This window comes from Streptomyces sp. NBC_00258 (assembly GCF_036182465.1).
Lineage (GTDB): Bacteria > Actinomycetota > Actinomycetes > Streptomycetales > Streptomycetaceae > Streptomyces.
The window spans coordinates 7,685,740-7,708,148 of sequence record NZ_CP108081.1; the positions used below are offsets into that span (position 1 = coordinate 7,685,740).

The window sequence follows — 22,409 nt, forward strand, 5'->3', positions numbered from 1 at the left end:
GGGGTGCCCTTTCCCGGGAACGGACACGCGCCGGGATGCGGGATCCTGCTCAACGGGCCCGCGTTCTACGCGTGTTGACACTTCGGTCAATCGGGAGCGTGACATGGACATGGGGTCACTCGTGTAACCGGAAGGAGGCGTTTGTGTGACGTTCTCGCATACGACGCAACCCCTGGCCGTTCCCGGTCCAGGGGCTGCGCGACGCGAGGGTTCTCCCCGGTCGGGGGAGGGTTCGCCCTAATTGACGTCCGCGGCGTCCAGGCGGTAGAGCGCCTGGGAGTTGGAGCTGTCAGAGCTGTCAGAGCTGTCGGAGTCCGCGGAGGACTCGGACGACGCATTGCCGTACTCGCTCGCCTTCACGGCCGTCGCGTGTTCCTGGACCCACGCGGTCACCTCGGAGCTTGCACTGTCGCCGCCGCCCATGCCGCCGCCGAGCACGATGTAGTGCAGCTCGCCCTTCTTCACGAGCTCCTTCAGCTTGGCGAGGGTCATGGCCTTGTCGCTGCCGGACCAGCCCCACATCGAGATGACGGGCTGCTTCGTGCTGACGATCAGCTGGGCCGCGCTCTGCGAACTGGACACCGCCACCAGCCACTTGGCGCCGTCGCGGTGCTTCTCCAGGTACGTGACCATCGCGCTGTCGGCGCCGCCGGGACCGCCGCCCATGCCACCGCCGCCGCCCGTGCCACCGGGGCGGGAGGTGGCGTCGCCGCCCTGTTCGCCGGTGCCGGAGGTGCCGTTCGGCGGGGTGCCGGTCTGGCCGCCGCCCGGGGCCTCACCGCCCGCCTGCTGACCGCCCTGCTGCTGGCCGCCCGGTGCCTGGCGGCCGCCGGGGAAGCCGCCCCGGCCGCCACCGCCACCGCCGCCGGGGCCACCGCCCATGCCGCCACCCGTGGTGGGGCCGGCCGTCGGGTTCGTACCGCTCATGCCGCCGCCCGAACTCGCGGTCACCGAGGCCGCGTACGCGGTCGGTCCGGCGAGGGAGGCTGCGACGGCCGCGGTCAGGGCGACGGCGAGCAGCCGCACGCGCCGGCCCGACCGGAAGAGGAGGAGTCCGACGATCGCCAGGACCATCACGACGGCGACGGTCGGCCACAGCCACGAGTTCCAGCCGGAGGCGCGCCGCAGCAGCACCACGGCCCAGATGCCGGTGGCGGCGAACGCGACGGGCAGGACCCACAGCCACTTCCTGTCGGTGCGGAAGGCGTGCAGGAGCATCAGCCCGCCGCCTCCGCACAGTGCCGCGATGCCGGGGGCGAGGGCGGTCGTGTAGTACGGGTGCATCGTGCCTTCGGCGAGGCTGAAGGTGAGGTAGTGCAGGGCGGTCCAGCCGCCCCACAGGACCAGTGCGGCCCGCGTGAGATCCGTACGGGGGGCGCGGCCGCGCAGTACGAGGCCGCCGACGAGTGCGATGGTGGTGAAGGGGAGCAGCCAGGAGATCTGGCCGCCGAGCACCTCGTTGAACATCCGGCCGATCCCGGCGGTCCCGGAGAAGCCGCCTCCGCCACCGCCTCCACCGCCGCCGTTGCCCTCGCCGCCGAGGACGCGGCCCAGGCCGTTGTAGCCCATGATCAGGTTCCAGGCGGTGCCGTCCGTCGAGCCGCCGATGTAGGGCCGGTCGGCGGCGGGGACCAGCGACACGGCCGCCGCCCACCAGAAGCTGGAGACGGCGAGGGCGACCGCGGCGACCGCGAGGTTGCGTATCCGGCGCAGCAAGCCGCCCCGGGCCGCGTACAGGTAGACCGCGAAGACGGCGGGCAGGGCGATGTACCCCTGGAGCATCTTGGTGTTGAAGGCGAGGCCGAAGCAGACGGCCGAGCCGACGAGCGGCAGCAGCCTGCCGTTGTGGACGGCGCGCAGGGCCAGGGCGGCGCCCGCGACCATCAGGAAGACGAGCAGAGTGTCCGGGTTGTTGTCGCGGTTGATGGCGACGGTGATCGGGGTGAGCGCGAGGACGAGCGCGGCGACGGCCGCGGCGCCGTGCCCCCAGACCCGCTTGACCGACGCGTGCAGGATCCAGATCGTGCCGAGGGCGGAGGCGACCAGCGGCAGCATCATCTGCCAGGTGCCGTACCCGAAGACCCGGCAGGACAGCCCCATCACCATCAGCACGACGGGCGGCTTGTCGACGGTGAGGAAGTTCCCCGCGTCCAGCGACCCGAAGAACCACGCCTTCCAGCTCTGTGTGCCGCTGAGCACGGCGGCGCTGTAGAAGCTGTTCAGGCTGGACGAGGAGAGGTTCCAGGAGTACAGCACCCCGGCCAGGACCATGATCGCGACCAGCGCGGGGAGCGACCAGCGGGGTGGCTTCCCGGGCCGCGCGCCGGTCTCGGCGGGGGGCGGGGAGGAGGCGGCCCGGTCTGCTGCGGGGGAGGCCTGGGCGACCTCGGGGGCGTGGGGGTACGGATCGGTGGCAGATGTCACGCGTGCATCGTGCGAAAGCGGTGTGGGCGCGGGCTGTGCTGAACCTGGGGCCCGGCTGTGAGTGGAGGAAGGGTGGTCCCATGGAAGCGTATGAACACGTAAAGGGGCGGGCGGTCACAGAGAACGCTGACCGGCAACAGGGCTGGACGGTCACAGGGGTGGGCGCCCGGTAACAGTTACCGGCGGTTCATGCCGGCTGCGCAACAGGAGTGGCTGCCGATGAACCGGCTTGCTGCGTAAGGCGTTTGACGGGTTGAGATCAACAAGCCATGACGCCGAAAGGGCACCCCGACATGTCGCTCAGCCGCACCCGCTTCCGTACGCTCGCTGCCGTCGGATTCCTGGCCGCCACGGGACTGTTCCTCACCGCGTGCGACCCCGACGCCGCGGCCGGATCGGGTGCCTCCTCCTCACCTGCTGGTGCCTCGGACTCTCCCAGCGCCTCGGCCTCTGCCGGTTCTCCCGCGGCCTCCGGTGGCGCCGACGCCTCGGAGCCGCCGGCCGGTTCGGACGGTACGTTCTCGGGCACATTGACGTTTCTGGCGCCGGGCAAGCTGCTGGTCGGGGAGCGGGCCTTCTGGGTTGCCGAGGACACGGAGATCGCGGGCGGCGACATCTGCGGTGACCCCGAGACCTCGGAGGCGGAGAAGTGCACCGCCGATGAACTGGACGCGGCCGCCGAGGCAGGCAACCTCACGGTGGAGGTGACGATCAAGAAGGGGATCGCCGAGCGGGTCACCCAGAAGTAGCCCCAGTGGCCGCGACCGCTGTCGCACGAGGGGGGATCCGGCATTCGCTCTTCGGCGCCGCCTCGGGCGTCCCCACTTCAGGGCGTCACGGTCGCCCCCTCCGTGTCCCAAGGCCGCCCGACTTCCTTTCCAGGAAGACGCGTACACGCGTACAACCCCCAGCCATCCCGGTGAGTCGAGAGAGGCGGGTGTGCCCAGGCGCGCTCGCATGTACCCAAGGGGATGGAATGACTCGATGACTCACCGGATATCCCGGCGTACCCGTGTGTTCTGCGCGGGCCTCGGCGCCGGGGTCCTAGTGCCGCTCACCGTGGCCGTGACACCAGCGACCGCGGCCACACCGCAGGCGACGTGCACGTCCGCCCAGCCGGCCCTGGCCACCAAACTGCAGAAGGACATCACCACGGCCCTCGCGAACCGCAGGGGCACCGTGGCCGTCGGCCTCCACGACCGGAGCACCGACACCACCTGCACGCTGAGACCGACCCAGGCCTACGACTCGGCCAGCGTCGTCAAGGTGACCGTCCTCGCCACGCTTCTCTGGGACGCCAAGAAGACCAACCGCCATCTCACCCAGCGGGAGTCCGATCTGGCCACCGCCATGATCACCAAGTCGGACAACGCGGCCACCACCAAGCTCTGGAACCAGCTGGGCACGACGAAGGTGAAGGGCTTCCTCGCCGCGGCCGGCATGACCCGGACCAAGCCGGGGGCGAACGGTTACTGGGGCCTCACCCAGATCACGGTCCAGGACGAGCAGAAGCTCCTCGCGCTGCTCACCGCCAGGAACACGGTGCTGAGCGACAACTCCCGGGCCTACGTACTCAAGCTCATGGGCAGGGTCGTCTCCTCGCAGCGCTGGGGCACTCCGGCGGGAGCGCCCTCCTCCGTCGCCGTCCATGTGAAGAACGGCTGGCTGTCCCGCTCCACGCACGGCTGGCGGGTCCACAGCGTGGGCACCTTCAAGGGCGCGGGCCACGACTACACGATCTCGATCCTGACCCACGGCAACAGCACCATGAACTACGGCGTGACGACGATCCAGGCCGTGGCCAAAGCCATCCACAAGGATCTCGTGCCGACCAGAGCGAAGCGTTACACGCCGACGACCGACCCGCAGGAGGCCTTCCCGGCGGTACCCGCTTCATGATCATCTGGCTCAACGGCACCTTCGGCGTGGGCAAGACCACCACCGCCAGGCAACTCACCACCCTCCTGCCGGACTCCAGGCTCCTGGACACCGAACAGGTCGGCTACATGCTCTGGCACGTCCTGGGGAAGCCGGCCCGCGACTTCCAGGAATTCCCGCCGTGGCGCGGTCTCGTGGTGGAGACCGCGCGTCAGGTGCTCGACCATGTGGGCGGCACGCTGGTCGTGCCGCAGACCGTGCTGGAGAAGCCGTACTGGCGTGAGATCCGCACGGGACTGGTCCAAGCGGGCATCCCCTTACGTCACTTCGTCCTCCACGCCGACCACAACACGCTCGTCGAACGCATCCAGAACGACACGGACCCGGAGAGCATCGGCTCCCGCCGGCGGCGCCTGGACCATCTCCACGACTACGACGAGGCGCTGCTCTGGCTGCGCGGGGAGGCGGAGTTGATCGACACGACCGGTGTCCCGCCTGCCATGGTCGCGAAACTCGTCAAGACGATGATCCGGCATCAGGGCGCCTCCACGATGAGGGAGAACGTTCACCCGGGCTTCCGCAAGAGCTCACCAAGGAGTGCTAGTAACCCCCGCTGACCTGCGGAGTTCGGCGAAAAGAAGCGATTCTCCGGTGCAACCCTCACCCCCGGTCCGCTGTCTGAATGGGTGATCGGAAACAACACCCGCCACACCCGTCACAGACCACACGGCCCGTACGGACCGTACGGACCACGCAGGCCGCACCGGCCGTCCGATCGCCGATCGCGGCGAGGGCCCCGACGACATCACCGGCGCCCTCGCCGTCGACTCCGTTCAGCACGCACTCCACGAAGGGTCTCTTTCGCATGCGCGTTTTACGAAGCATCGCCGCCACCTCCACCCTCGTCCTGGCTCTGGGAGGCGCCGTACTCGCCGCGCCCGTCGCCCAGGCGGACACCGGCGCGGACACGGCCTCCACGGCCACCGTCGAGCGCTATGACGGCGCCATCCGGTACCGGGCCGCCGCCGGACAGGTGAACGACCTGCGGATCTCCACCAAGGCGATCGACGTCGACCCGGACGAGTTCGGCGGCGACTACCTCGTCACCTTCCGGGACAAGTTCGAGATCACCATCACCACGGACGCGTGCACGTACCCCTCGGCGACCGACCGCACCGTCGTCGAGTGCGTGGAGCCCGAGCCCCTGGGGTCCGACGACTCGGACATCTACGACGTCGACCTCGGTGACGGCGACGACACCGTGACGGTCGGAGACGACGTCTTCACGCAGGGCACCCTCTCCGGCGGCCCGGGCGACGACGTCATCCGGGGCAAGGGGGCGAACGTCCTCGAGGGCGGGGACGGCGACGACCACCTCGAAGGCATCGACGGCGTCTGGGTCAAGGGCTCCTTCGGCGACGCCGGCAACGACACCATCCTCACCGGCTGCGAGTACCACTGCAGCGGCGGTGCCGGGAACGACACCCTCACGGTGACCGGCGAGGACGACCTCGGCTACACCACGCTGTACGGCGACGACGGCAACGACATCGTGCGCGGCTCCTCCGGCAACGACACCCTCTACGGCGGCAGGGGCAACGACACCCTGTACGGCCTGGGGGGCGACGACACGATCTTCGGCAACACCGGCGACGACGTGATCCACGGCGGCCAGGGCAACGACACGCTCTCCGGCGGCGCGGGCAACAACAAGGTCTACCAGGACTGAGGGCGAGAGCCCCGCCGGAGGTCGCGCGGGCTCCGGCCGCCCGCGCGGGCTCCGGCCCCCCGGTCCCGAGGACTCCCCGTCCCTCAGGCCCACCGCCCCGCCGACTCCCTGGAATTAACGGCCAGTACCCTCCCCCTCAACCCACGCCCGCCTACCGTGACGCCATGCGCCTGAGACCACTCCTCGCCACCGTCACGGCCGCCCTGGCGGCAGCCACCTGCCTCACCGCGGCAGCACCCGCCGACGCCCAGCCCGCCAACACCCGGCGCGGCAACGCCTGTTCACCCTCCGTCTCCATCGAGAGCTTCTCCGACGCGCTCGACAAGACGACGTACGAGGGCACGTTCGTCGGCAACTTCTCCGCGCTCGCCGTGGACCGCGACGGCAGGATCGCCGCGGTCTCCGACAGGTCCGCCCTCTTCACCCTGGACCGCAAGACCCTCCGGCCCGCCTCCGTCGTCCCGCTCGCCGACGAGACCGGTGCCGCGCTCGACTCCGAGGGCCTGGCCGTGGACCGCGACGGCACCCGGCTGGTGGCCTCCGAGACCGAGCCCTCCATACGCCGTTACGCCCGCGACGGCCGCATCCTCGACCGCCTCCCCGTACCGGACGCGCTCAGGGTCGCCCCCGCGGGCCGGGCCACGTCGAACCAGACCTTCGAGGGCCTGACCTTCCTGCCCGGCCGCCGCACCCTGCTGGCCGGTATGGAGGGCTCCCTCGCGGGGGACACCACGGGCATCGTCCGCTTCCAGACCTGGGAGCGGCAGCGGGGCCACTTCGCTCTAGACGCCCAGTACGGCTACCGCACCGACGCCGGTCTGAACGTCTCCGAGACCACGGCCACCCCCGACGGCCGCCTCCTCGTCCTGGAACGCGGCTTCACCGCGGGCGTCGGCAACACGGTCCGCCTCTACCTCGCCGATCTGCGCCGCGCCACGGACACGTCCGGCATCGACACGCTGACCGGCCGGAGCGGTGTACGCCTCGTCCGCAAGACCCCGCTCGCCGACCTCGTGAACTGTCCTTCACTCGGCGCCCAGGCCAAGCAGCCCCAGCCCAACCCGCTCCTCGACAACATCGAGGGGCTCGCCGTCACGGGCGGCAGCCACGGCCGTCTGAACCTGCTTCTGGTCAGCGACGACAACCAGAACCCGGTCCAGATCACCCGCTTCTACTCCCTCCGGGTCCGCCTCTGACCGCTGCCCGGACTGCCCCCGGCTACCAGCACGACCACCGCCCCATTACCGCCCCGATTGTTGCGGAGGGATGAAATCCCCTCCCGTCCGCGTTGGTGCCTTCCGGACGATCAGGATCGACTGGACGGATGGAAGGCACTCGTGGCGACGCAGCGGGGATGGGCACGACGGCTGGCCGGGTACGCCTGGCGGTACCCGAAGGACGTCGTGCTGGCGCTGGGCGCCTCGCTCGTGGGCATGGCCGTCATGGCACTGGTCCCGCTGGTCACCAAGGTGATCATCGACGACGTCGTCGGGGACCACACGCGGGGCATGGCCCCCTGGGCCGCCATGCTCATCGGCGCCGGGGTCGTCGTCTACGTCCTCACCTACATCCGCCGCTACTACGGCGGCCGTCTCGCGCTCGACGTCCAGCACGACCTGCGCACGGACATGTACGAGACGATCACGCGACTCGACGGCCGGCGCCAGGACGAGCTGTCGACCGGCCAGGTGGTGGGCCGCGCGACCAGCGACCTCCAGCTCATCCAGGGCCTGCTGTTCATGCTCCCGATGACGGTCGGGAACGTACTGCTCTTCCTGATCTCCCTCGTGATCATGGCCTGGCTGTCGCTGCCGCTCACCCTGGTCGCCCTCGCCGTCGCCCCGGCCCTGTGGGTCATCGCCAAGCGCAGCCGCTCCAAGCTCCACCCCGCCACCTGGTACGCCCAGGCGCAGGCGGCCGCCGTGGCCGGTGTCGTGGACGGCGCGGTCAGTGGCGTACGCGTGGTCAAGGGCTTCGGCCAGGAGGACCAGGAGACCGGCAAGCTGCGCGAGATCGGCCGCAAGCTCTTCGCGGGCCGTCTGCGCACGATCCGCCTGAACTCCAAGTACACCCCCGCGCTCCAGGCGGTCCCGGCCCTCGGCCAGGTGGCCATGCTGGCCCTCGGAGGCTGGCTGGCGGTCAAGGGCCAGATCACCCTCGGCACCTTCGTGGCCTTCTCCGCCTACCTCGCCCAGCTCGTCGGCCCCGTCCGGATGCTCGCGATGGTCCTCACGGTCGGCCAGCAGGCCCGCGCCGGCGCCGAACGCGTCCTGGAGCTGATCGACACGGAGCCGTCGATCAAGGACGGCACGAAACCGCTGCCCGCAGACGCCCCCGCGACCGTCGAGTTCGACGACGTGTCGTTCGCCTACGAGGACAGCCGCCCGGTCCTGGACGGCCTCTCGTTCGAGATCCGCGCGGGCGAGACCCTCGCGGTCGTCGGCTCCTCGGGTTCCGGCAAGTCCACGGTCTCCCTGCTGCTGCCCCGCTTCTACGACGTGACCAGGGGCGCGGTCCTCATCGGCGGCCACGACGCGCGCGAGCTGACCCTCGACTCGCTGCGGGCCGCGATCGGCCTCGTCCCCGAGGACTCCTTCCTCTTCTCCGACACCGTCCGCGCCAACATCGCGTACGGCCGCCCCGAGGCCACGCAGGAAGAGGTCGAGAAGGCGGCCCGGGCCGCCCAGGCGGACCGTTTCATCGCCGCCCTGCCCGACGGCTACGACACCACGGTCGGCGAGCACGGCCTCACCCTCTCCGGCGGCCAGCGCCAGCGCGTGGCCCTGGCCCGCGCGATCCTCACCGACCCCCGCCTGCTGGTCCTGGACGACGCCACCTCGGCCGTGGACGCCCGCGTGGAGCACGAGATCCACGAGGCCCTCAAGCAGGTCATGGCCGACCGCACCACGCTCCTCATCGCCCACCGCCGCTCCACCCTGAACCTCGCCGACCGCATCGCGGTCCTCGACGAGGGCCGCCTCGCCGACATCGGCACGCACCGTGAGCTGACCGAACGCTCACCGCTGTACCGGCGTCTGCTCACCGACCCGGACGAGCTGGGCGGCGTTTCACCCGGTCACGCCCGGCCGACCTGTCCGCAGGAGGACACCTCCGTCCGGGACGAACTGGACGCCGAGTTCGACGCCGAGCGGGGCGTGACCCCACACCTGTGGACGGGGGACCGCGAGCCCAAGGACACCGCCCTCGACGGATCGCCCGCGACCCCCGAACTCCTCGCCCAGGTCGACGCGTTGCCCCCGGCCACCGACATTCCCGAGATCGACGAGGCACGCGCGGTCACGCCGGAGGAGTCGTACGGCCTGAAGCGTCTGCTGCGCGGCTTCGGGCTTCCGCTGCTCGTCAGCCTCGGCCTGGTCGCCGTGGACGCGGGCATGGGTCTGCTCCTGCCGGTCCTGATCCGGCACGGCATCGACCAGGGTGTCTCCGAGGTCGCCCTCGGCGCCGTCTGGGCCGCGTCCGCCCTCGCCCTGGTGACCGTCATCGTCCAGTGGGTGGCGCAGACCGGCGAGATCCGCATGACCGGACGCACCGGCGAGCGCGTCCTGTACTCACTGCGTCTGAAGATCTTCGCCCAGCTCCAGCGCCTCGGACTCGACTACTACGAGCGCGAGTTGACCGGCCGGATCATGACCCGGATGACGACGGACGTGGACGCGCTGTCCACGTTCCTCCAGACGGGCCTGGTCACCGCGTTCGTCTCGGTCGTCACCTTCTTCGGCATCATGGTCGCCCTGCTGGTGATCGACGTGGGCCTTGCCGTGGTCGTCTTCCTGACGCTGCCGCCGCTGATCATCGGCACGTTCTTCTTCCGCCGGTCCAGCGTGAAGGCGTACGAACTCGCCCGTGAGCGGGTGTCCGTGGTGAACGCGGACCTCCAGGAGTCGGTGTCCGGGCTGCGGATCCTCCAGGCGTTCCGCCGCGAGGGCGCCGGCGGCAAGCGGTTCGCGGAGCGCAGCGACAGCTACCGCCAGGCCCGTATCCGCGGCCAGTGGCTGATCTCGATCTACTTCCCGTTCGTGCAGCTGCTGTCGTCGGTCGCGGCGGCCGCGGTGCTCATCGTGGGCGCGGGCCGGGTCGACGCGGGCACCCTCACCACGGGTGCGCTGGTGGCGTACCTCCTCTACATCGACCTGTTCTTCGCCCCCGTGCAGCAGCTCTCGCAGGTCTTCGACGGCTACCAGCAGGCGACCGTCTCGCTCGGCCGGATCCAGGAGCTGCTCCAGGAGCCGACGTCGACGAAGGCCGCCGACGAGCCGCTCGAAGTCCTGTCCCTGCGGGGCGAGATCGCCTTCGAGGACGTGGACTTCGCGTACGGCTCCGCCGACGAAGCAGAAGAGGCCCTCAGCGAGGTCTCCCTGAGCATCCCGGCCGGGCAGACCGTCGCGTTCGTCGGCGAGACGGGCGCCGGAAAGTCGACTCTCGTCAAGCTCGTGGCCCGCTTCTACGACCCGACCGGCGGCCGGGTCACGGTCGACGGCACCGACCTGCGCTCCCTCGACATCACGTCGTACCGCCACCGTCTGGGCGTCGTCCCGCAAGAGGCGTACCTGTTCCTGGGCACGGTCCGGGACGCCATCGCGTACGGCCGTCCGGACGCGAGCGACGCCGAGGTGGAGGCGGCGGCCCGCACGGTCGGCGCGCACGACATGATCGCCACGCTGGACGGCGGCTACCTCCACGAGGTCGCCGAGCGCGGCCGCAACCTCTCCGCCGGGCAACGGCAGCTGATCGCGCTGGCCCGCGCGGAACTCGTCGACCCGGACATCCTGCTCCTCGACGAGGCCACCGCCGCCCTCGACCTGGCCACCGAGGCCCAGGTCAACCAGGCCACCGACCGCATCGCGGGCCGCCGCACCACGCTGGTGGTCGCCCACCGCCTGACCACGGCGGCGCGCGCGGACCGGGTCGTGGTCATGGCCGACGGGCGGGTCGCGGAGGACGGCACGCACGACGAACTGCTCGCACGGGACGGCCGGTACGCGGAACTGTGGCGGACGTTCGTGGGGGAGCCCGACCAGGACGAGGCCGCGACCGTCAGTACGCCGAGGTGACCCGGTAGCCCTTTCCGCGCAACCATTCGCCGTACGTCATGCGTCCGTACATCAGTACGCCGATTGCTGCGGGCCGTGGAAGGGACACCAGTGGACATGGGCGTGATACGCCGACGCCTGGCGCTCGGTACTGCCCTGGTGACCGCGTCGGGGCTGCTGGCGCTCGCGGGCCCCGGGGTGGGTGAGGCGTCCGCGGCGAGCCCGTGCCCCGGGCGGAAGGTGCGCACGGTGACCTTCTCCACCGGATACGTGCAGGTCTACAAGAAGCGCGGCTACGTCTGCGCGGTGACCCGTCCCAAGAAGGTGGGCGCCCGCAAGTACATGATGGTGAGCGTGCGGGCCTGGGGGAACCAGGCCGTCCCCAACGACGGGATGTTCAAGAAGTACGCGGGCCCGGTGAAGGTGCACGCCGGCAACCGCTGCGTGTGGATCAAGGGCGCCGTCGGCTCGGGCTCGGTGAGCACGGGCTGGATTCTCTGCTGACCGGATTCTCTGCCGGCTGGATTCTCCGCCGAGCGGACTCTCCCCGGCCGAGTTACGCGATCTTCGTGCCATCCTGTCCGTAATGCACCCAACATCCCCTGGTGCGACAGCAGTTGCTCCGCTAGGTTCCGGCGGACATCTGCGTATTCAGGGGAGAACGCATGCGCAAGACGCTCAGATGGCTGTTGTCACTCGTGGTGCTGATAGGCACTGTGAGCACGGCCGGGGCGGCCACCGCCGCCCAGCCGGACGCCACCGGCACGAACGTCGTCACCGACGACGCCGCGGACATCAAGGACCGGCTCCTCGCGATACCGGGCATGAGCCTGATCGAGGAGAAGCCCTACACGGGCTATCGCTTCTTCGTCCTCAACTACACCCAGCCCGTCGACCACCGGAAGCCGTCCAAGGGCACCTTCCAGCAGCGGATCACCGTGCTGCACAAGGACACGTCCCGCCCGACGGTCTTCTACACCGGCGGCTACAACGTCTCCACGACCCCGAGTCGCCGCGAGCCGACCCAGATCGTGGACGGCAACCAGGTCTCGATGGAGTACCGCTACTTCACTCCGTCCCGGCCCGCGCCGGCCGACTGGACCAAGCTGGACATCTGGCAGGCCGCCAGCGACCAGCACCGCATCTTCAAGGCCCTCAAGCCGGTCTACGACAAGAAGTGGGTCTCCACCGGCGGCTCGAAGGGCGGCATGACCGCCACCTACTTCGAGCGCTTCTACCCGCGTGACATGGACGGCGTCGTCGCGTACGTCGCCCCCAACGACGTGGTGAACAAGGAGGACTCGGCGTACGACCGGTTCTTCGCGAAGGTCGGCACCAAGGAGTGCCGCACCCGGCTGAACGCGGTGCAGCGCGAGGCACTCGTCCGCCGTACGGCCCTGGAGAAGAAGTACAAGGAGGTGGCCGCCGCCGAGGGCTACACCTTCAACACCGTCGGCAGCCTGGACAAGGCCTACGAGGCGGTCGTCCTCGACTACGTCTGGGGCTTCTGGCAGTACAGCACCCTCGCCGACTGCGAATCGATCCCGGCGAACGCGAAGACCGCGACCGACGAGGAGATCTGGACGTCGGTCGACACGATCTCCGGCTTCTCCTTCTACACGGACCAGGGCCTGGAGCCGTACACGCCGTACTACTACCAGGCGGGTACGCAGCTCGGCGCGCCGACCATCGGCTTCCCGCACATCGAGAAGAAGCTGATCCGGTACGGCTACCAGCCGCCGCGGAACTTCGTGCCGCGCGACATCTCCATGAAGTTCCAGCCCGGCGTCATGCACGACGTCGACGCGTGGGTGAAGCGCAACGCGAACCAGATGCTGTTCGTGTACGGCCAGAACGACCCGTGGGGTGCCGAGCCGTTCCGCCTGGGCAAGGGTGCGCGTGACTCGTACGTCTTCACGGCCCCCGGCATGAACCACGGCGCCAACGTCGCGGGTCTCGTCGCCGACCAGAAGGCCCTCGCCACGGCCCGGATCCTGGAGTGGGCGGGCGTCGCCTCCGCCGCGGTCCAGGCGAACCCGGACAAGGCGAAGCCGCTGGCCAAGTACGACTCGAAGCTCGACAAGCGCAAGGTGGAGCGCCAGCTCAGGCCGTAACCGGCCGACGCCACAGCCCTGCCGCGCCCGTCCGGTGGAGTCCTCGGGGAAACCCCGGGGCTACACCGGGCGGGCGCAGCCCACCGGCTTCGGCCCGCCCAGCTGGACGTACAACGCCGTCGAGGGCGGGCAGCCGGTGCGCTTCTCCACCGCCGCGGTCACCTTGAACTCCGGCGCCTTCTTGCCCGTGCTGTCGCACGACGTCTCACGGACCTCGCCCTCGCCCGCGCTGTAGACACAGTCGCCCACGATGGTGCGGGGGCCTCCGCCGCCGCCCGGGTCGCCCGGGTGCGGGGCCTCGAGATTGCGCATACAGGCGTAGCCCTGCGGGACCGCGCCGTCGCCGTCCTCGTCGGCCGAGGGCTTCTGCTCGCTGATGTGCAGCACGAAGTCCGTGGTGGCGGGGCAGGGCGGCCCCTCGCCGACCTTCCCGTCGTGCCGCGCGACCACCCGTGCCGCCGCCTTCTCGCTGGTGCACGGCACTTCGGTGAACGACTCGCGCCCGAACGAACTGCACTCGTCGATGGCGAGGAACACCACCCCGTATCCCGAGGCCCGCGTCGGAGCCGGAGTCGTCTCGTCCAGCCTGCGCTCCTCGGTCCCGGACGACTGCTGGCATCCCATGAGCGCCGCCACCAGCATCAGCAGCGCGCACACCATCCCCGTACGACGTGCTCCCACGCCCCGTACATCGCGCATGGCCTTTCCCCCGATCCCCCGCCCAGCGTGACCCGTCGCCGCGGGCCCCGCCAGGCGTACGGGGTGCTTTGCGTCAGTTGGGGGCGGTGCGCCGGGTGTGCGGCGTAGGTCCCGTACGTCAGGCCCAGTAGGCCGGCCCTAGTACCTCAGACCGTGCCCGACGGGGTACAGCACCTCCGTCGGCTTGTCCGCCTTCTGCACCGGCACCGGCAGCTCGCCCACCGGGTCGGCGCGCCCCGCGAGCACGCGCACTGCGGCGCGCAGCTCGACGTCCGTCCAGGAGTACGCCGCCAAGTAGGCCTTCACATCGGGCAGTTGGGCCACGTCGTACGGATTGCGGATGGCGAGCGCGACCACCGGACGGCCCGTGGCGAGCAGCTGGTTCACGAGCGTCCGCTGACTGGAGGCGGCGGTGACGTTGTACGTCCCCACGAGCACCGCGTCCACGTCCTGGGCCGCCGCGACGGCCTTCGCGATGGTCGCGTCGGTGGGAGCCGTGCCGGTGGAGAGGACCGTCGCCGTGAAGCCCAGCTCGGTCAGCGCGGCGCCGAGCACGGTCGTGGGGGGCCCGGTGGTCCCGGACGGCGAGGCGGGATCGGCCCCGACGACGAGCACCTTCCGATGCGTACGACGAGAAAGCGGCAGCAGACCCCCGGAGTTGACCAGCAGAGTTGTGGTCCGCTCGGCGATGCGATCGGCGGCCTTGAGATGCGACGGGATCCCGACGACCCGGTCCACTCCGCGCCGAGTGACGTACGGATCCTTGATCAGCCCCAGCTTGGCCTTCAGCCGCAGCACCCGCAGGATCGATTCGTCGAGGCGCGCCTCCGTCAGCTCGCCACCGCGGACGGCCTGGAGGACCGCGTTCCAGGCGACGTCCAGCTTCGGCGGGTTGAGCAGCTGGTCGACGCCGGCCTTGAGCGCGAGCACGGGCACCCGGTCGTCCCCGTACTTGGTCCGAACGCCCTCCATGCCCAGCGAGTCCGTCACCACGACCCCGTCGTAGCCGAGCCGCTCGCGCAGGATGCCGGTGAGGATGGGCCGGGAGAGGGTCGCCGGATCGCCGGACGGATCGAGCGCCGGGACCATGATGTGCGCGGTCATGATCGAGTCGATCCCGGCGGCGATGGCAGCGCGGAACGGCGGCGCGTCGAGTTCGGCCCACTGCGCCTCGGTGTGCTCGATGACGGGGAAGCCGTAGTGGCTGTCGGTCTCGGTGTCCCCGTGCCCCGGGAAGTGCTTGGACGTGGCGGCGACCCCGGCGCTCTGATACCCCTTCACCTGCGCGGCGACCATGCCCGCCACCGCCTGGGGGTCGGCGCCGAAGGACCGTACGCCGATGACCGGGTTGGCCGGGTTGACGTTTACGTCGGCGACCGGCGCGTAGTCCTGCCGGACGCCCATCGCACGCAGTTCGGCACCGCCGATCCGCCCCGCCGTACGGGCGTCCGTGCGCGAGCCGCCGGCCCCGAGGGCCATCGCACCAGGGAAGAGCGTCGCGGGCTTGCCCACCCGGGCGACGATGCCGTGCTCCTGGTCGGTGGAGATGAGGACGGGCAGCCCGCGGGACTGTGCCAGCGAGGCCTTCTGGATGCCGTTGCTCAGGTCCGCGATCTGGTGCGGGTCACGGGTGTTGTGCGCCCACCCGAAGTAGATGATCCCGCCGACCCGGTACTTCGCGATCAGTTCGGCGGCCGTCCGTACGCCGATCTCCTTGAGGTTGGCGTCGATGTCGGCCTGGTCGGGCGCGGTCGCCGAGTGCCCGTAGACCCGCATCACGAAGAGCTGCCCGACCTTCTCTTCGAGCGTCATACGGGAGATCAGGGCCCGGAGCCTCTTGTCGTCGTGCCTGGCGGTGTCGTCGTCCTCGGCCGACGCCGGACCGCCGACGGCGACAACCGCCGCCGCGCCCGCGGTCGCCGCGAGCAGCGTACGTCTGGAGGTGTGCACGTGCGCTCCTTCCGGAGAGGGCCCGATGGGCCCGTGGAGGGGCGAGTATGAAGGAAACTTCCAAGGAGTCACGGATATCCGGGAAATTTCTGCCAGTCAATAGCGCGGACAGCCGACACGGCGGATACACCCCGCTTGAGCTCTTACGGCGAGGGTCCTCCGGGACCCTCGCCGTACGCTTGAACCGGCGGCAGACGAAGGGCAGAAGACCGGCAGACGAGGGGACGGACGCCATGTCCGAAGTGCCACGCACGGAATGCGCCGAGACCATGAACGCGCTCCGCGAGGAGCTGCAACGGGCGGCGGAGGACCGTTCGGCGGAGGGGTTACCCACGCACCGGGCGGACGGGGACCGGCCGCTGGACGACCGTCCGGTGGAGAACCGTCCGGTGGAGGAACCACCACCCGCCGACGACCTGGTGTCGGAGTTCGAGCGCACCCTGTCCGACCGTGAACGCACGCTGGGCGCCGGCCATCCCGACACCCTGCGCGCCCGTAGCAACCTCGGAGGTGCCTGCCAGCAGGCGGGACACGCGGATCGCGCCGTGCGGCTGTTCGAACAGATCCTGGCCGACGGGGAACGCGTCCTGGGGCCCGACCACCCCGACACCCTCACCTTCCGGAACAACCTCGCGGGCGGCCACGAGGCGGCCGGCGACCCGGCCCGCGCAATCCCGCTCTACGAAGACGCCCTGGCCGGCCGTGAGCGTGTCCTCGGCCTCGACAACCCGCTCACCCTGCAATGCCGGGACAATCTGGCCCGAGCCCACGAACTGACGGACGCGCCGGACCAGGCCATTCCCCTCCACGAGCGGACCCTGTCCGACCGTGAACGCACGCTGGGCCCCGGCCATCCGTACACGCTCCTCTCCCGAGGCAACCTCGCCCACACCCACCACAAGGCGGGCAACGGGGAGATGGGCGCGCAGTTGTTCGCGCACACCCTGACCGACAGCGAACGCCACCTGGGGCCCGACCACCCCGCGACCCGACACGTCCGGCAGTTGCTGGCCCACGTACGGAGTGCCTGACACACGAGGGGCCGCCATCGGCGCTGTTGGAGGGGGGCGCGCCGATGACGGCGTGCTGCCGGCCGCAGGCGGCGGAGAGGGTAAGTCAGCGATCGCAGCCAGCAGCGAGGCCGACACCGCACTGCGGTGACTCATCCGGCAGCATGCCGGTTGGACGGGGGGTGGCGAGGATGGGTTCCCCTGATTCCACCGATTCCCGGAAATTGGTACGGGCGGGCACGGGAGTGCACAACGGGGTTGGTGTGGTGCTGTTTTGGGCCGCTCGATTGCGGTCGTTGTGGGCCGATGCCGGCGTCACGCCACGGGCGCGACGACGCGAGGCTCCCGAGCCCTGAGGTCCCGGTACAGCACGGCGACCACCGAGCACACGAGCGGCAGAACCACCAACGGCAGCAGGAGCAGGGCCACCGCCGTCGGCGTGATCAGCACCAGCACCCCTGTGATGTACGGGTTGTCGTCGCTCAGCCACAACATGCCGAGGCCCAGCACGTGCGCGGCGGGAGCCGCCGCGTACCGCAGGACGACGAAGGCGAGTGCGACGGCGGCCGCGAGCAGCAGACCGATGCCGTACGTCTTCCAGGGCGCTCTCTTCGTCAGCGCCCAGGCACGTCGGACCGCCGCCTTGGAAGAGGAGTTCTCGGTCACCAGCGCGGCGGTGGCCACGCAGTGGCGGAAGTACACCAGCAGGCCGAGCGCCGCGACGGTGATCGGCAGAACCCCGCCCACGAGCCGGTACTGCCAGGTCGCGGTCTCACCCACACTCGTCCGCTCGACCCCCGGCACGACCCCCGAGTCCGCGACGACCGAGGCCGCGAGCGCCAGGAATCCGACCACGCCGACGCGCAGCCAGATCCGCCACTGCACCCAGTAGGCGACGCCGATGTGCGGACGCATGCGCGCCCACAACACACGGACGGTCAGGGTCTGTTGACCCTCCTCCGACGTGTGCTCGAAGGCCACGGTGTACGCGGTCTGCAGCACGGCGAGGACGGCCGCGGCGAGGGCCAGCAGCAGCACCGTGACGCCCGCGCCGACCTGTTGCAGGTTCTCCATCGTCCCGTCGATGTACGCCGCGATGGGGTCCTCGTAGGCGACATCCTGGTCCGCGCTCCTCCGCACCTCCTCGAACGTCCCCCACGACAGGAGGAACCCGGCCCCCACGACGGCGCTTCCCACGAGGGTGGCGAGGCCGGTGACGAGGAGCGTGAACAGGTAGAGGGGCCGCCAGGTGAGACGGAGAGTGCGGAGGGCTTCGCGGATCAGCATCAGGACTGCGGGCTGTTCCTTACCTCGGCTATGAAGACGCCCCAGGCGGCGGGGGAGACGTGAAGGGAGGGGCGTGCGATGTCTTTGGAGTCACGGATGTGGATGGCGGAGGTGGTGGCCACCTCTACGCATTCGCCGCCACTGGAGTCGCTGTAGCTGCTCTTGAACCAAGTGAAGGCGGTTTCGACGCACTCGCCGCCGGTGTTGTCGCTGTAACTGCTCTTGAACCAGGTCAAGTTGCTCACAGTTCACCCGCCAGCTGCTCGATCACAATCACGGACTCCTCGGGGTTGAGGGCCTGTGTTCGGATCATCGCATAACGCCGCGCGAGTACTCCCACTTCGTCGGGCTTGGAGACCAAGTGGCTGTTTCCTTGCCCCTCCAAGTAGACCAGAGTGACCTCCTCTGGGGTCTCGATGACCGTCATCGGACCGGCCAGGCACGCATGTCCGGCCCGCCCCATGGGCATCACCTGCAGCGCCAGGTTGGGGCGCGTGGCGCATTCGACGAGGTATTCGTACTGTCGCCCCATCACGCTCGCACCGCCGATGTGCCGCCGCAACGCGGCCTCTTCCAGCACCATGCTGATCATTGCCACAGGCTTGCGGTCGAACAGCGCCTTGCGCTCCATGCGGGCCGCAACGTGATGCTCGATCTCCTCGGGGTCGACCGGAGGAACGGCGTGGTCATACAGAGCACAGGCGTATGCCTCGGTCTGCAACAACCCGTGGATCAGCTGGACGCAGTACGAGGAGACCGTCAGCGCATCCTGCTCCAGCTGGACCATGCCTTGAAAGTGGGCCGGATAGCGCTCCAGTCGCAAATACTTGGCCGCGGCCGCGATCAATCCACCCGCATCCAGCGCCTTCTCCGCGGCCTCGATGAACTCATCGGTCGCCGGTTTCGCGCAGGTCTCCACGGCGCTCACGGCGGCCCCCGTATAAGCCATCCGTTCGCCCAACTCGTTCTGCGACAACCCCACCTTCGTGCGCAGCATCCGCAGCACCTCCGCGAAATACTGCGCGGCAGGTGACGACGAGTTCTTCTTGGGTTGCGCCATCGCGAACCTCCCCCTTCACACGGCCACCGTGCTCAACACGCCTCAACGCCAATCAACACCCACCCAGGCCCAGTTGCCCGCCGGAGGCGTCGACGCTCGGTCACTGGTGACGGTAGCCACCAGGGCCGAAAGTGTTCATGTGAACACAGAAAGTGACGGAGTAAACCTCCGAGACTTCCGAGACGTCCGCGACCTCCGAGTCCGGACCTGGCGACGCAGGCTCACACCGGTGACCCGCTCCGTACCGGAGGCCCGCCGAGGGGCCAGGTCCGTACTCACGGAATGGCGGATCCCGACAGGCGCGGCCGAGGCGATCGAACTGATCGTCTCGGAGCTGTCGACGAACGCGGTACGCCACGCCCGCGTCCCCGACCGCTTCTTCGAGGTGGCCCTCACCTACGACGGCGAGAAGGCGGTGGAGATCGAGGTATCCGACGCGTCGCCCCGTCTCCCGGAACTCCAAGTGCCGCCCCTGGAGGCGGAGTCGGGCCGGGGCCTGCCCCTCGTGGCGGCCCTGGCGGAGAGCTGGGAGCTGAGAGGCAGAGTGATCGGCAAGACGGTATGGGCGAGGGTGCTCACACGGTAGGCACCCCTATGGGCGCCCCGGCGTGCCGGTCGAGGCGGCGCCGCCCTACGCCGACTCGTTCAGCAACCGCGACAGATGCTCCCGCCCGGCTCCCAGCAACCCCTCAAGCGGGGCCGCGGCCTCGTACCAGCGCTTCTCGTACTCCCAGCACAGCCAGCCGTCCCAGCCCTCGCGGGAGAGGAGTTCGACGCACTCGGTGAGGGGGAGGACGCCCGTGCCGAGCGGCAGCGGGGTGGTGTCGTCGGCGGAGGCGATGTCCTTGACCTGGATGTAGCCGAGGTGGGGGGAGAGCGCGGCGAAAGTGGACGGGGGCTGCTCGCCGCCGAGCCAGGTGTGCATGACGTCCCACAGGGCGCCGGCCTGGCGGTGGCCGACGAGGCCGAGGACGCGGATCGCGTCGGCGCCCGTGCGGTGCGAGTCGTGGGTCTCAAGGAGGATCCGTACGCCAAGGTCGGCGGCGTACTCGGCGGCCGTGCCCAGGCGCCGGGCGGCCGTGGCGTCGGCCTCCTCGGGGCTCTGGTCGGGGCCGCCGCCGGGGAAGACACGGATGAAGGGGGCGCCGAGGTCCCGGGCCAGTTCGAGGAGCTCGCGGATCTCGGCGATCACGGGGCCGTCGTCTCCCGGCGCCGCGACGCGCGCGTACCCGGCGAGGCCCAGGATCTCGATGCCCGCGGCCTTGAACTCGGCCGCCACGTCGGCCCGTTCGGTGAGGTCCATGCCGGGGTGGACCGGCTCCTCGGGATGCGTGCGCAGCTCGACGCCGTGATAGCCGTGCGTGGCGGCGAGGAGCACCACGTCGCTGATCGGGAGTCCGGGAACGCCGAGGGTGGAGAAGGCCAGCTTCATGAGTCGGACACTACCCGCCGATCGTCTTCTGTCACTCCCGCGTGCCGCACGGTTCCGGAGATCGAATCCAGGTGGCGCCTCGAAGCCCTCGACCCATGTACGGCCCATCCGTCTGCCAAGTCCCGGCAACGGCCGGGCAATGCCCCGACCTGGCATGTCATGGCTTGGCCAACCCCTTTCCACCCGTTTCTCACTTGTTCACCGGGTGCCCCTGATGTGCCATGCCGAACCGGGCGGAGAGTGATCGGCGGCCCGCTGCTCTCCGTCACGGGCCCACGCCACTCCGCAGAGCTCATTGGCTCAAGAAGGGGCAATCATGCCCGAGTTGACTCGTCGTAGACTCCTCGGTTCCGCCGCCGGCGCGGTGGGCGGCGCCGCGGCCCTCACTCTCCTTCCGCCCAGCGTGCAGAAGGCCGTCGCGGCCGGACCGCCGCGGCGCGGCTCGCTCCGTGACATCGAGCATGTCGTGATGCTGATGCAGGAGAACCGTTCCTTCGATCACTACTTCGGCACGCTGTCCGGGGTGCGCGGCTTCGCGGACCCGCACGCGCTGAAGCTCGACAACGGCCGTTCGGTCTTCTACCAGCCCGACGCCGAGAACCCGAAGGGCTATCTGCTGCCCTTCCACCTCGACACACGCACGTCGAGCGCGCAGGCGATACCGTCCACCAGCCACGCCTGGTCGGTCCAGCACGAGGCCTGGAACAACGGCAGGATGGACCGCTGGCTGCCGGCCCACCGCAAGGCGGACGGCGTCAACGGCCCGTACGTGATGGGCTACTACACCCGCGAGGACATCCCCTTCCAGTTCGCCCTCGCCGAGACCTTCACCATCTGCGACAACTACTACTGCTCGGTGTTCGGCCCGACCTGGCCGAACCGTCTGATGTGGATGACGGGCACGATCGACCCCGGCGGGCAGCAGGGCGGCCCGATCCTCAGCAACGTGGCGCCGACTCCGTACCGCTGGACGACGTACGCGGAGCGGCTCCAGGCGGCCGGGATCAGCTGGAAGGTGTACCAGCAGGACGACGACTACGGCTGCAACATGCTGGAGCAGTTCGCGTCCTTCAAGAACGCGCAGCCGGGCTCGGACCTCTACGAGCGCGGCGTACGCCCCCAGCCCGAGGGCACCTTCGAGGACGACGCCCGCAACGACCGCCTGCCGACGGTCAGTTGGATCATGCCGACGAGCTTCCAGTCCGAGCACCCGGACTATCTGCCGGCCGCGGGCGCGGACTTCGTGGCATCGAAGATCGAGGCCATCGCCTCCAACCCCAAGGTGTGGCGGAAGACCGCCTTCATCCTCAACTACGACGAGAACGACGGCCTGTTCGACCACGTGCCCCCGCCGACTCCCCACGCGGGCACGGCGGACGAGTTCGTCCAGGGCCTGCCGATCGGCGGCGGCTTCCGCGTCCCGGCGATAGTCATCTCACCCTGGACAGTGGGCGGTTGGGTGGCATCGGAGGCCTTCGACCACACCTCGGCCCTCCAGTTCCTGGAGAGCTTCACGGGCGTGGAGGAACCGAACATCAGCGACTGGCGCCGCGAGACCTTCGGCGACCTCACGTCAGCGTTCCGCTTCTCCAGCACCCGCCCCCGCGCGCCCCGCCTCCCGGACGACACGGCGGAGCAACTGGAACGGGCGAAGGAGGAGGTGGCGACTCTGCCGAAGCCGACGCTTCCTGGCGGCCGCCAGTCTTTCCCGAAGCAGGAGAAAGGGCGACGCCCGCACGTGTGACTCCGTCGGGGGCAGCTGGTTGGTCGGCTGC

At 69.9% G+C, this 22,409-nt stretch carries 18 protein-coding genes; 11 read left to right on the forward strand and 7 right to left on the reverse strand.

The annotated features are described in order from the left end of the window. Window positions 1-237 precede the first annotated feature (237 nt). Complete coding sequence (locus OG718_RS34240; protein ID WP_328845978.1) at window positions 238-2,424, reverse strand: ArnT family glycosyltransferase; 2,187 nt, start codon at window positions 2,422-2,424, stop codon at window positions 238-240. A gap of 269 nt (window positions 2,425-2,693) precedes the next feature. Here OG718_RS34240 and OG718_RS34245 point away from each other — a divergent pair, with 269 nt between their 5' ends. From OG718_RS34245 to OG718_RS34280, 8 genes are all read left to right on the forward strand, one after another. Beyond that, window positions 2,694-3,173, forward strand: a complete 480-nt coding sequence (locus OG718_RS34245) for a hypothetical protein (RefSeq protein WP_328845979.1) — start codon at window positions 2,694-2,696, stop codon at window positions 3,171-3,173. A gap of 235 nt (window positions 3,174-3,408) precedes the next feature. Beyond that, complete coding sequence (locus OG718_RS34250; RefSeq protein WP_143632404.1) at window positions 3,409-4,323, forward strand: serine hydrolase; 915 nt, start codon at window positions 3,409-3,411, stop codon at window positions 4,321-4,323. Continuing rightward, window positions 4,320-4,919 (forward strand): AAA family ATPase, encoded by a 600-nt coding sequence (locus OG718_RS34255; RefSeq protein ID WP_143632402.1) that lies wholly within the window; start codon window positions 4,320-4,322, stop codon window positions 4,917-4,919. Before OG718_RS34250 ends, OG718_RS34255 begins: the two co-directional genes overlap by 4 nt. 248 nt (window positions 4,920-5,167) lie before the next feature. Further along, on the forward strand, window positions 5,168-6,031 hold the full coding sequence (locus OG718_RS34260; protein WP_143632400.1) for a calcium-binding protein: 864 nt from the start codon (window positions 5,168-5,170) through the stop codon (window positions 6,029-6,031). Between the two features lie 164 nt (window positions 6,032-6,195). Next, complete coding sequence (locus tag OG718_RS34265; protein WP_328845980.1) at window positions 6,196-7,227, forward strand: esterase-like activity of phytase family protein; 1,032 nt, start codon at window positions 6,196-6,198, stop codon at window positions 7,225-7,227. Between the two features lie 141 nt (window positions 7,228-7,368). Beyond that, entirely contained in the window at window positions 7,369-11,103 is a 3,735-nt protein-coding gene (locus tag OG718_RS34270; RefSeq protein ID WP_328845981.1) for an ABC transporter ATP-binding protein, read from the forward strand. 90 nt (window positions 11,104-11,193) lie between these two features. Continuing rightward, window positions 11,194-11,586 (forward strand): hypothetical protein, encoded by a 393-nt coding sequence (locus tag OG718_RS34275; protein ID WP_143632952.1) that lies wholly within the window; start codon window positions 11,194-11,196, stop codon window positions 11,584-11,586. A 161-nt stretch (window positions 11,587-11,747) separates the two neighbouring features. Beyond that, window positions 11,748-13,196 (forward strand): S28 family serine protease, encoded by a 1,449-nt coding sequence (locus OG718_RS34280; protein WP_306939978.1) that lies wholly within the window; start codon window positions 11,748-11,750, stop codon window positions 13,194-13,196. A gap of 60 nt (window positions 13,197-13,256) precedes the next feature. On the opposite strand, the gene OG718_RS34285 is transcribed toward OG718_RS34280, so the two are convergent. Together OG718_RS34285 and OG718_RS34290 are read right to left on the reverse strand one after the other, a co-directional pair. Continuing rightward, window positions 13,257-13,895 carry a hypothetical protein gene (locus OG718_RS34285; RefSeq protein ID WP_260694842.1) on the reverse strand — a complete coding sequence of 213 codons (639 nt, stop codon included), beginning with the start codon at window positions 13,893-13,895 and terminating at the stop codon, window positions 13,257-13,259. Between the two features lie 138 nt (window positions 13,896-14,033). Beyond that, the gene (locus OG718_RS34290) at window positions 14,034-15,845 is read right to left on the reverse strand and encodes a glycoside hydrolase family 3 protein (protein ID WP_143632394.1); all 1,812 of its coding nucleotides are present in this window, start codon (window positions 15,843-15,845) and stop codon (window positions 14,034-14,036) included. Window positions 15,846-16,078: 233 nt separating this feature from the next. Between OG718_RS34290 and OG718_RS34295 the strand changes: the two genes are divergently transcribed. Next, complete coding sequence (locus OG718_RS34295; RefSeq protein WP_328845982.1) at window positions 16,079-16,876, forward strand: tetratricopeptide repeat protein; 798 nt, start codon at window positions 16,079-16,081, stop codon at window positions 16,874-16,876. A gap of 294 nt (window positions 16,877-17,170) precedes the next feature. On the opposite strand, the gene OG718_RS34300 is transcribed toward OG718_RS34295, so the two are convergent. The 3 genes from OG718_RS34300 to OG718_RS34310 are packed head-to-tail and all read right to left on the reverse strand — an operon-like array spanning window position 17,171 to window position 19,202. Beyond that, on the reverse strand, window positions 17,171-18,142 hold the full coding sequence (locus tag OG718_RS34300) for a hypothetical protein (RefSeq protein ID WP_328845983.1): 972 nt from the start codon (window positions 18,140-18,142) through the stop codon (window positions 17,171-17,173). Next, window positions 18,142-18,387 carry a DUF397 domain-containing protein gene (locus OG718_RS34305; protein WP_328845984.1) on the reverse strand — a complete coding sequence of 82 codons (246 nt, stop codon included), beginning with the start codon at window positions 18,385-18,387 and terminating at the stop codon, window positions 18,142-18,144. Before OG718_RS34305 ends, OG718_RS34300 begins: the two co-directional genes overlap by 1 nt. Further along, window positions 18,384-19,202: a helix-turn-helix domain-containing protein gene (locus tag OG718_RS34310; protein WP_328845985.1), complete on the reverse strand. Its 819-nt coding sequence runs from the start codon at window positions 19,200-19,202 to the stop codon at window positions 18,384-18,386. Before OG718_RS34310 ends, OG718_RS34305 begins: the two co-directional genes overlap by 4 nt. A 229-nt stretch (window positions 19,203-19,431) precedes the next feature. Here OG718_RS34310 and OG718_RS34315 point away from each other — a divergent pair, with 229 nt between their 5' ends. Beyond that, window positions 19,432-19,788, forward strand: coding sequence for an ATP-binding protein (locus OG718_RS34315; RefSeq protein WP_186001006.1), 357 nt, complete (start codon window positions 19,432-19,434; stop codon window positions 19,786-19,788). Between the two features lie 45 nt (window positions 19,789-19,833). Here OG718_RS34315 and OG718_RS34320 read toward each other — a convergent pair whose 3' ends face one another. Then, the gene (locus OG718_RS34320; RefSeq protein WP_143632386.1) at window positions 19,834-20,634 is read right to left on the reverse strand and encodes a sugar phosphate isomerase/epimerase family protein; all 801 of its coding nucleotides are present in this window, start codon (window positions 20,632-20,634) and stop codon (window positions 19,834-19,836) included. Between the two features lie 316 nt (window positions 20,635-20,950). Between OG718_RS34320 and OG718_RS34325 the strand changes: the two genes are divergently transcribed. Then, window positions 20,951-22,378, forward strand: a complete 1,428-nt coding sequence (locus OG718_RS34325) for an alkaline phosphatase family protein (RefSeq protein WP_328845986.1) — start codon at window positions 20,951-20,953, stop codon at window positions 22,376-22,378. The last annotated feature ends 31 nt before the right edge of the window (window positions 22,379-22,409 follow it).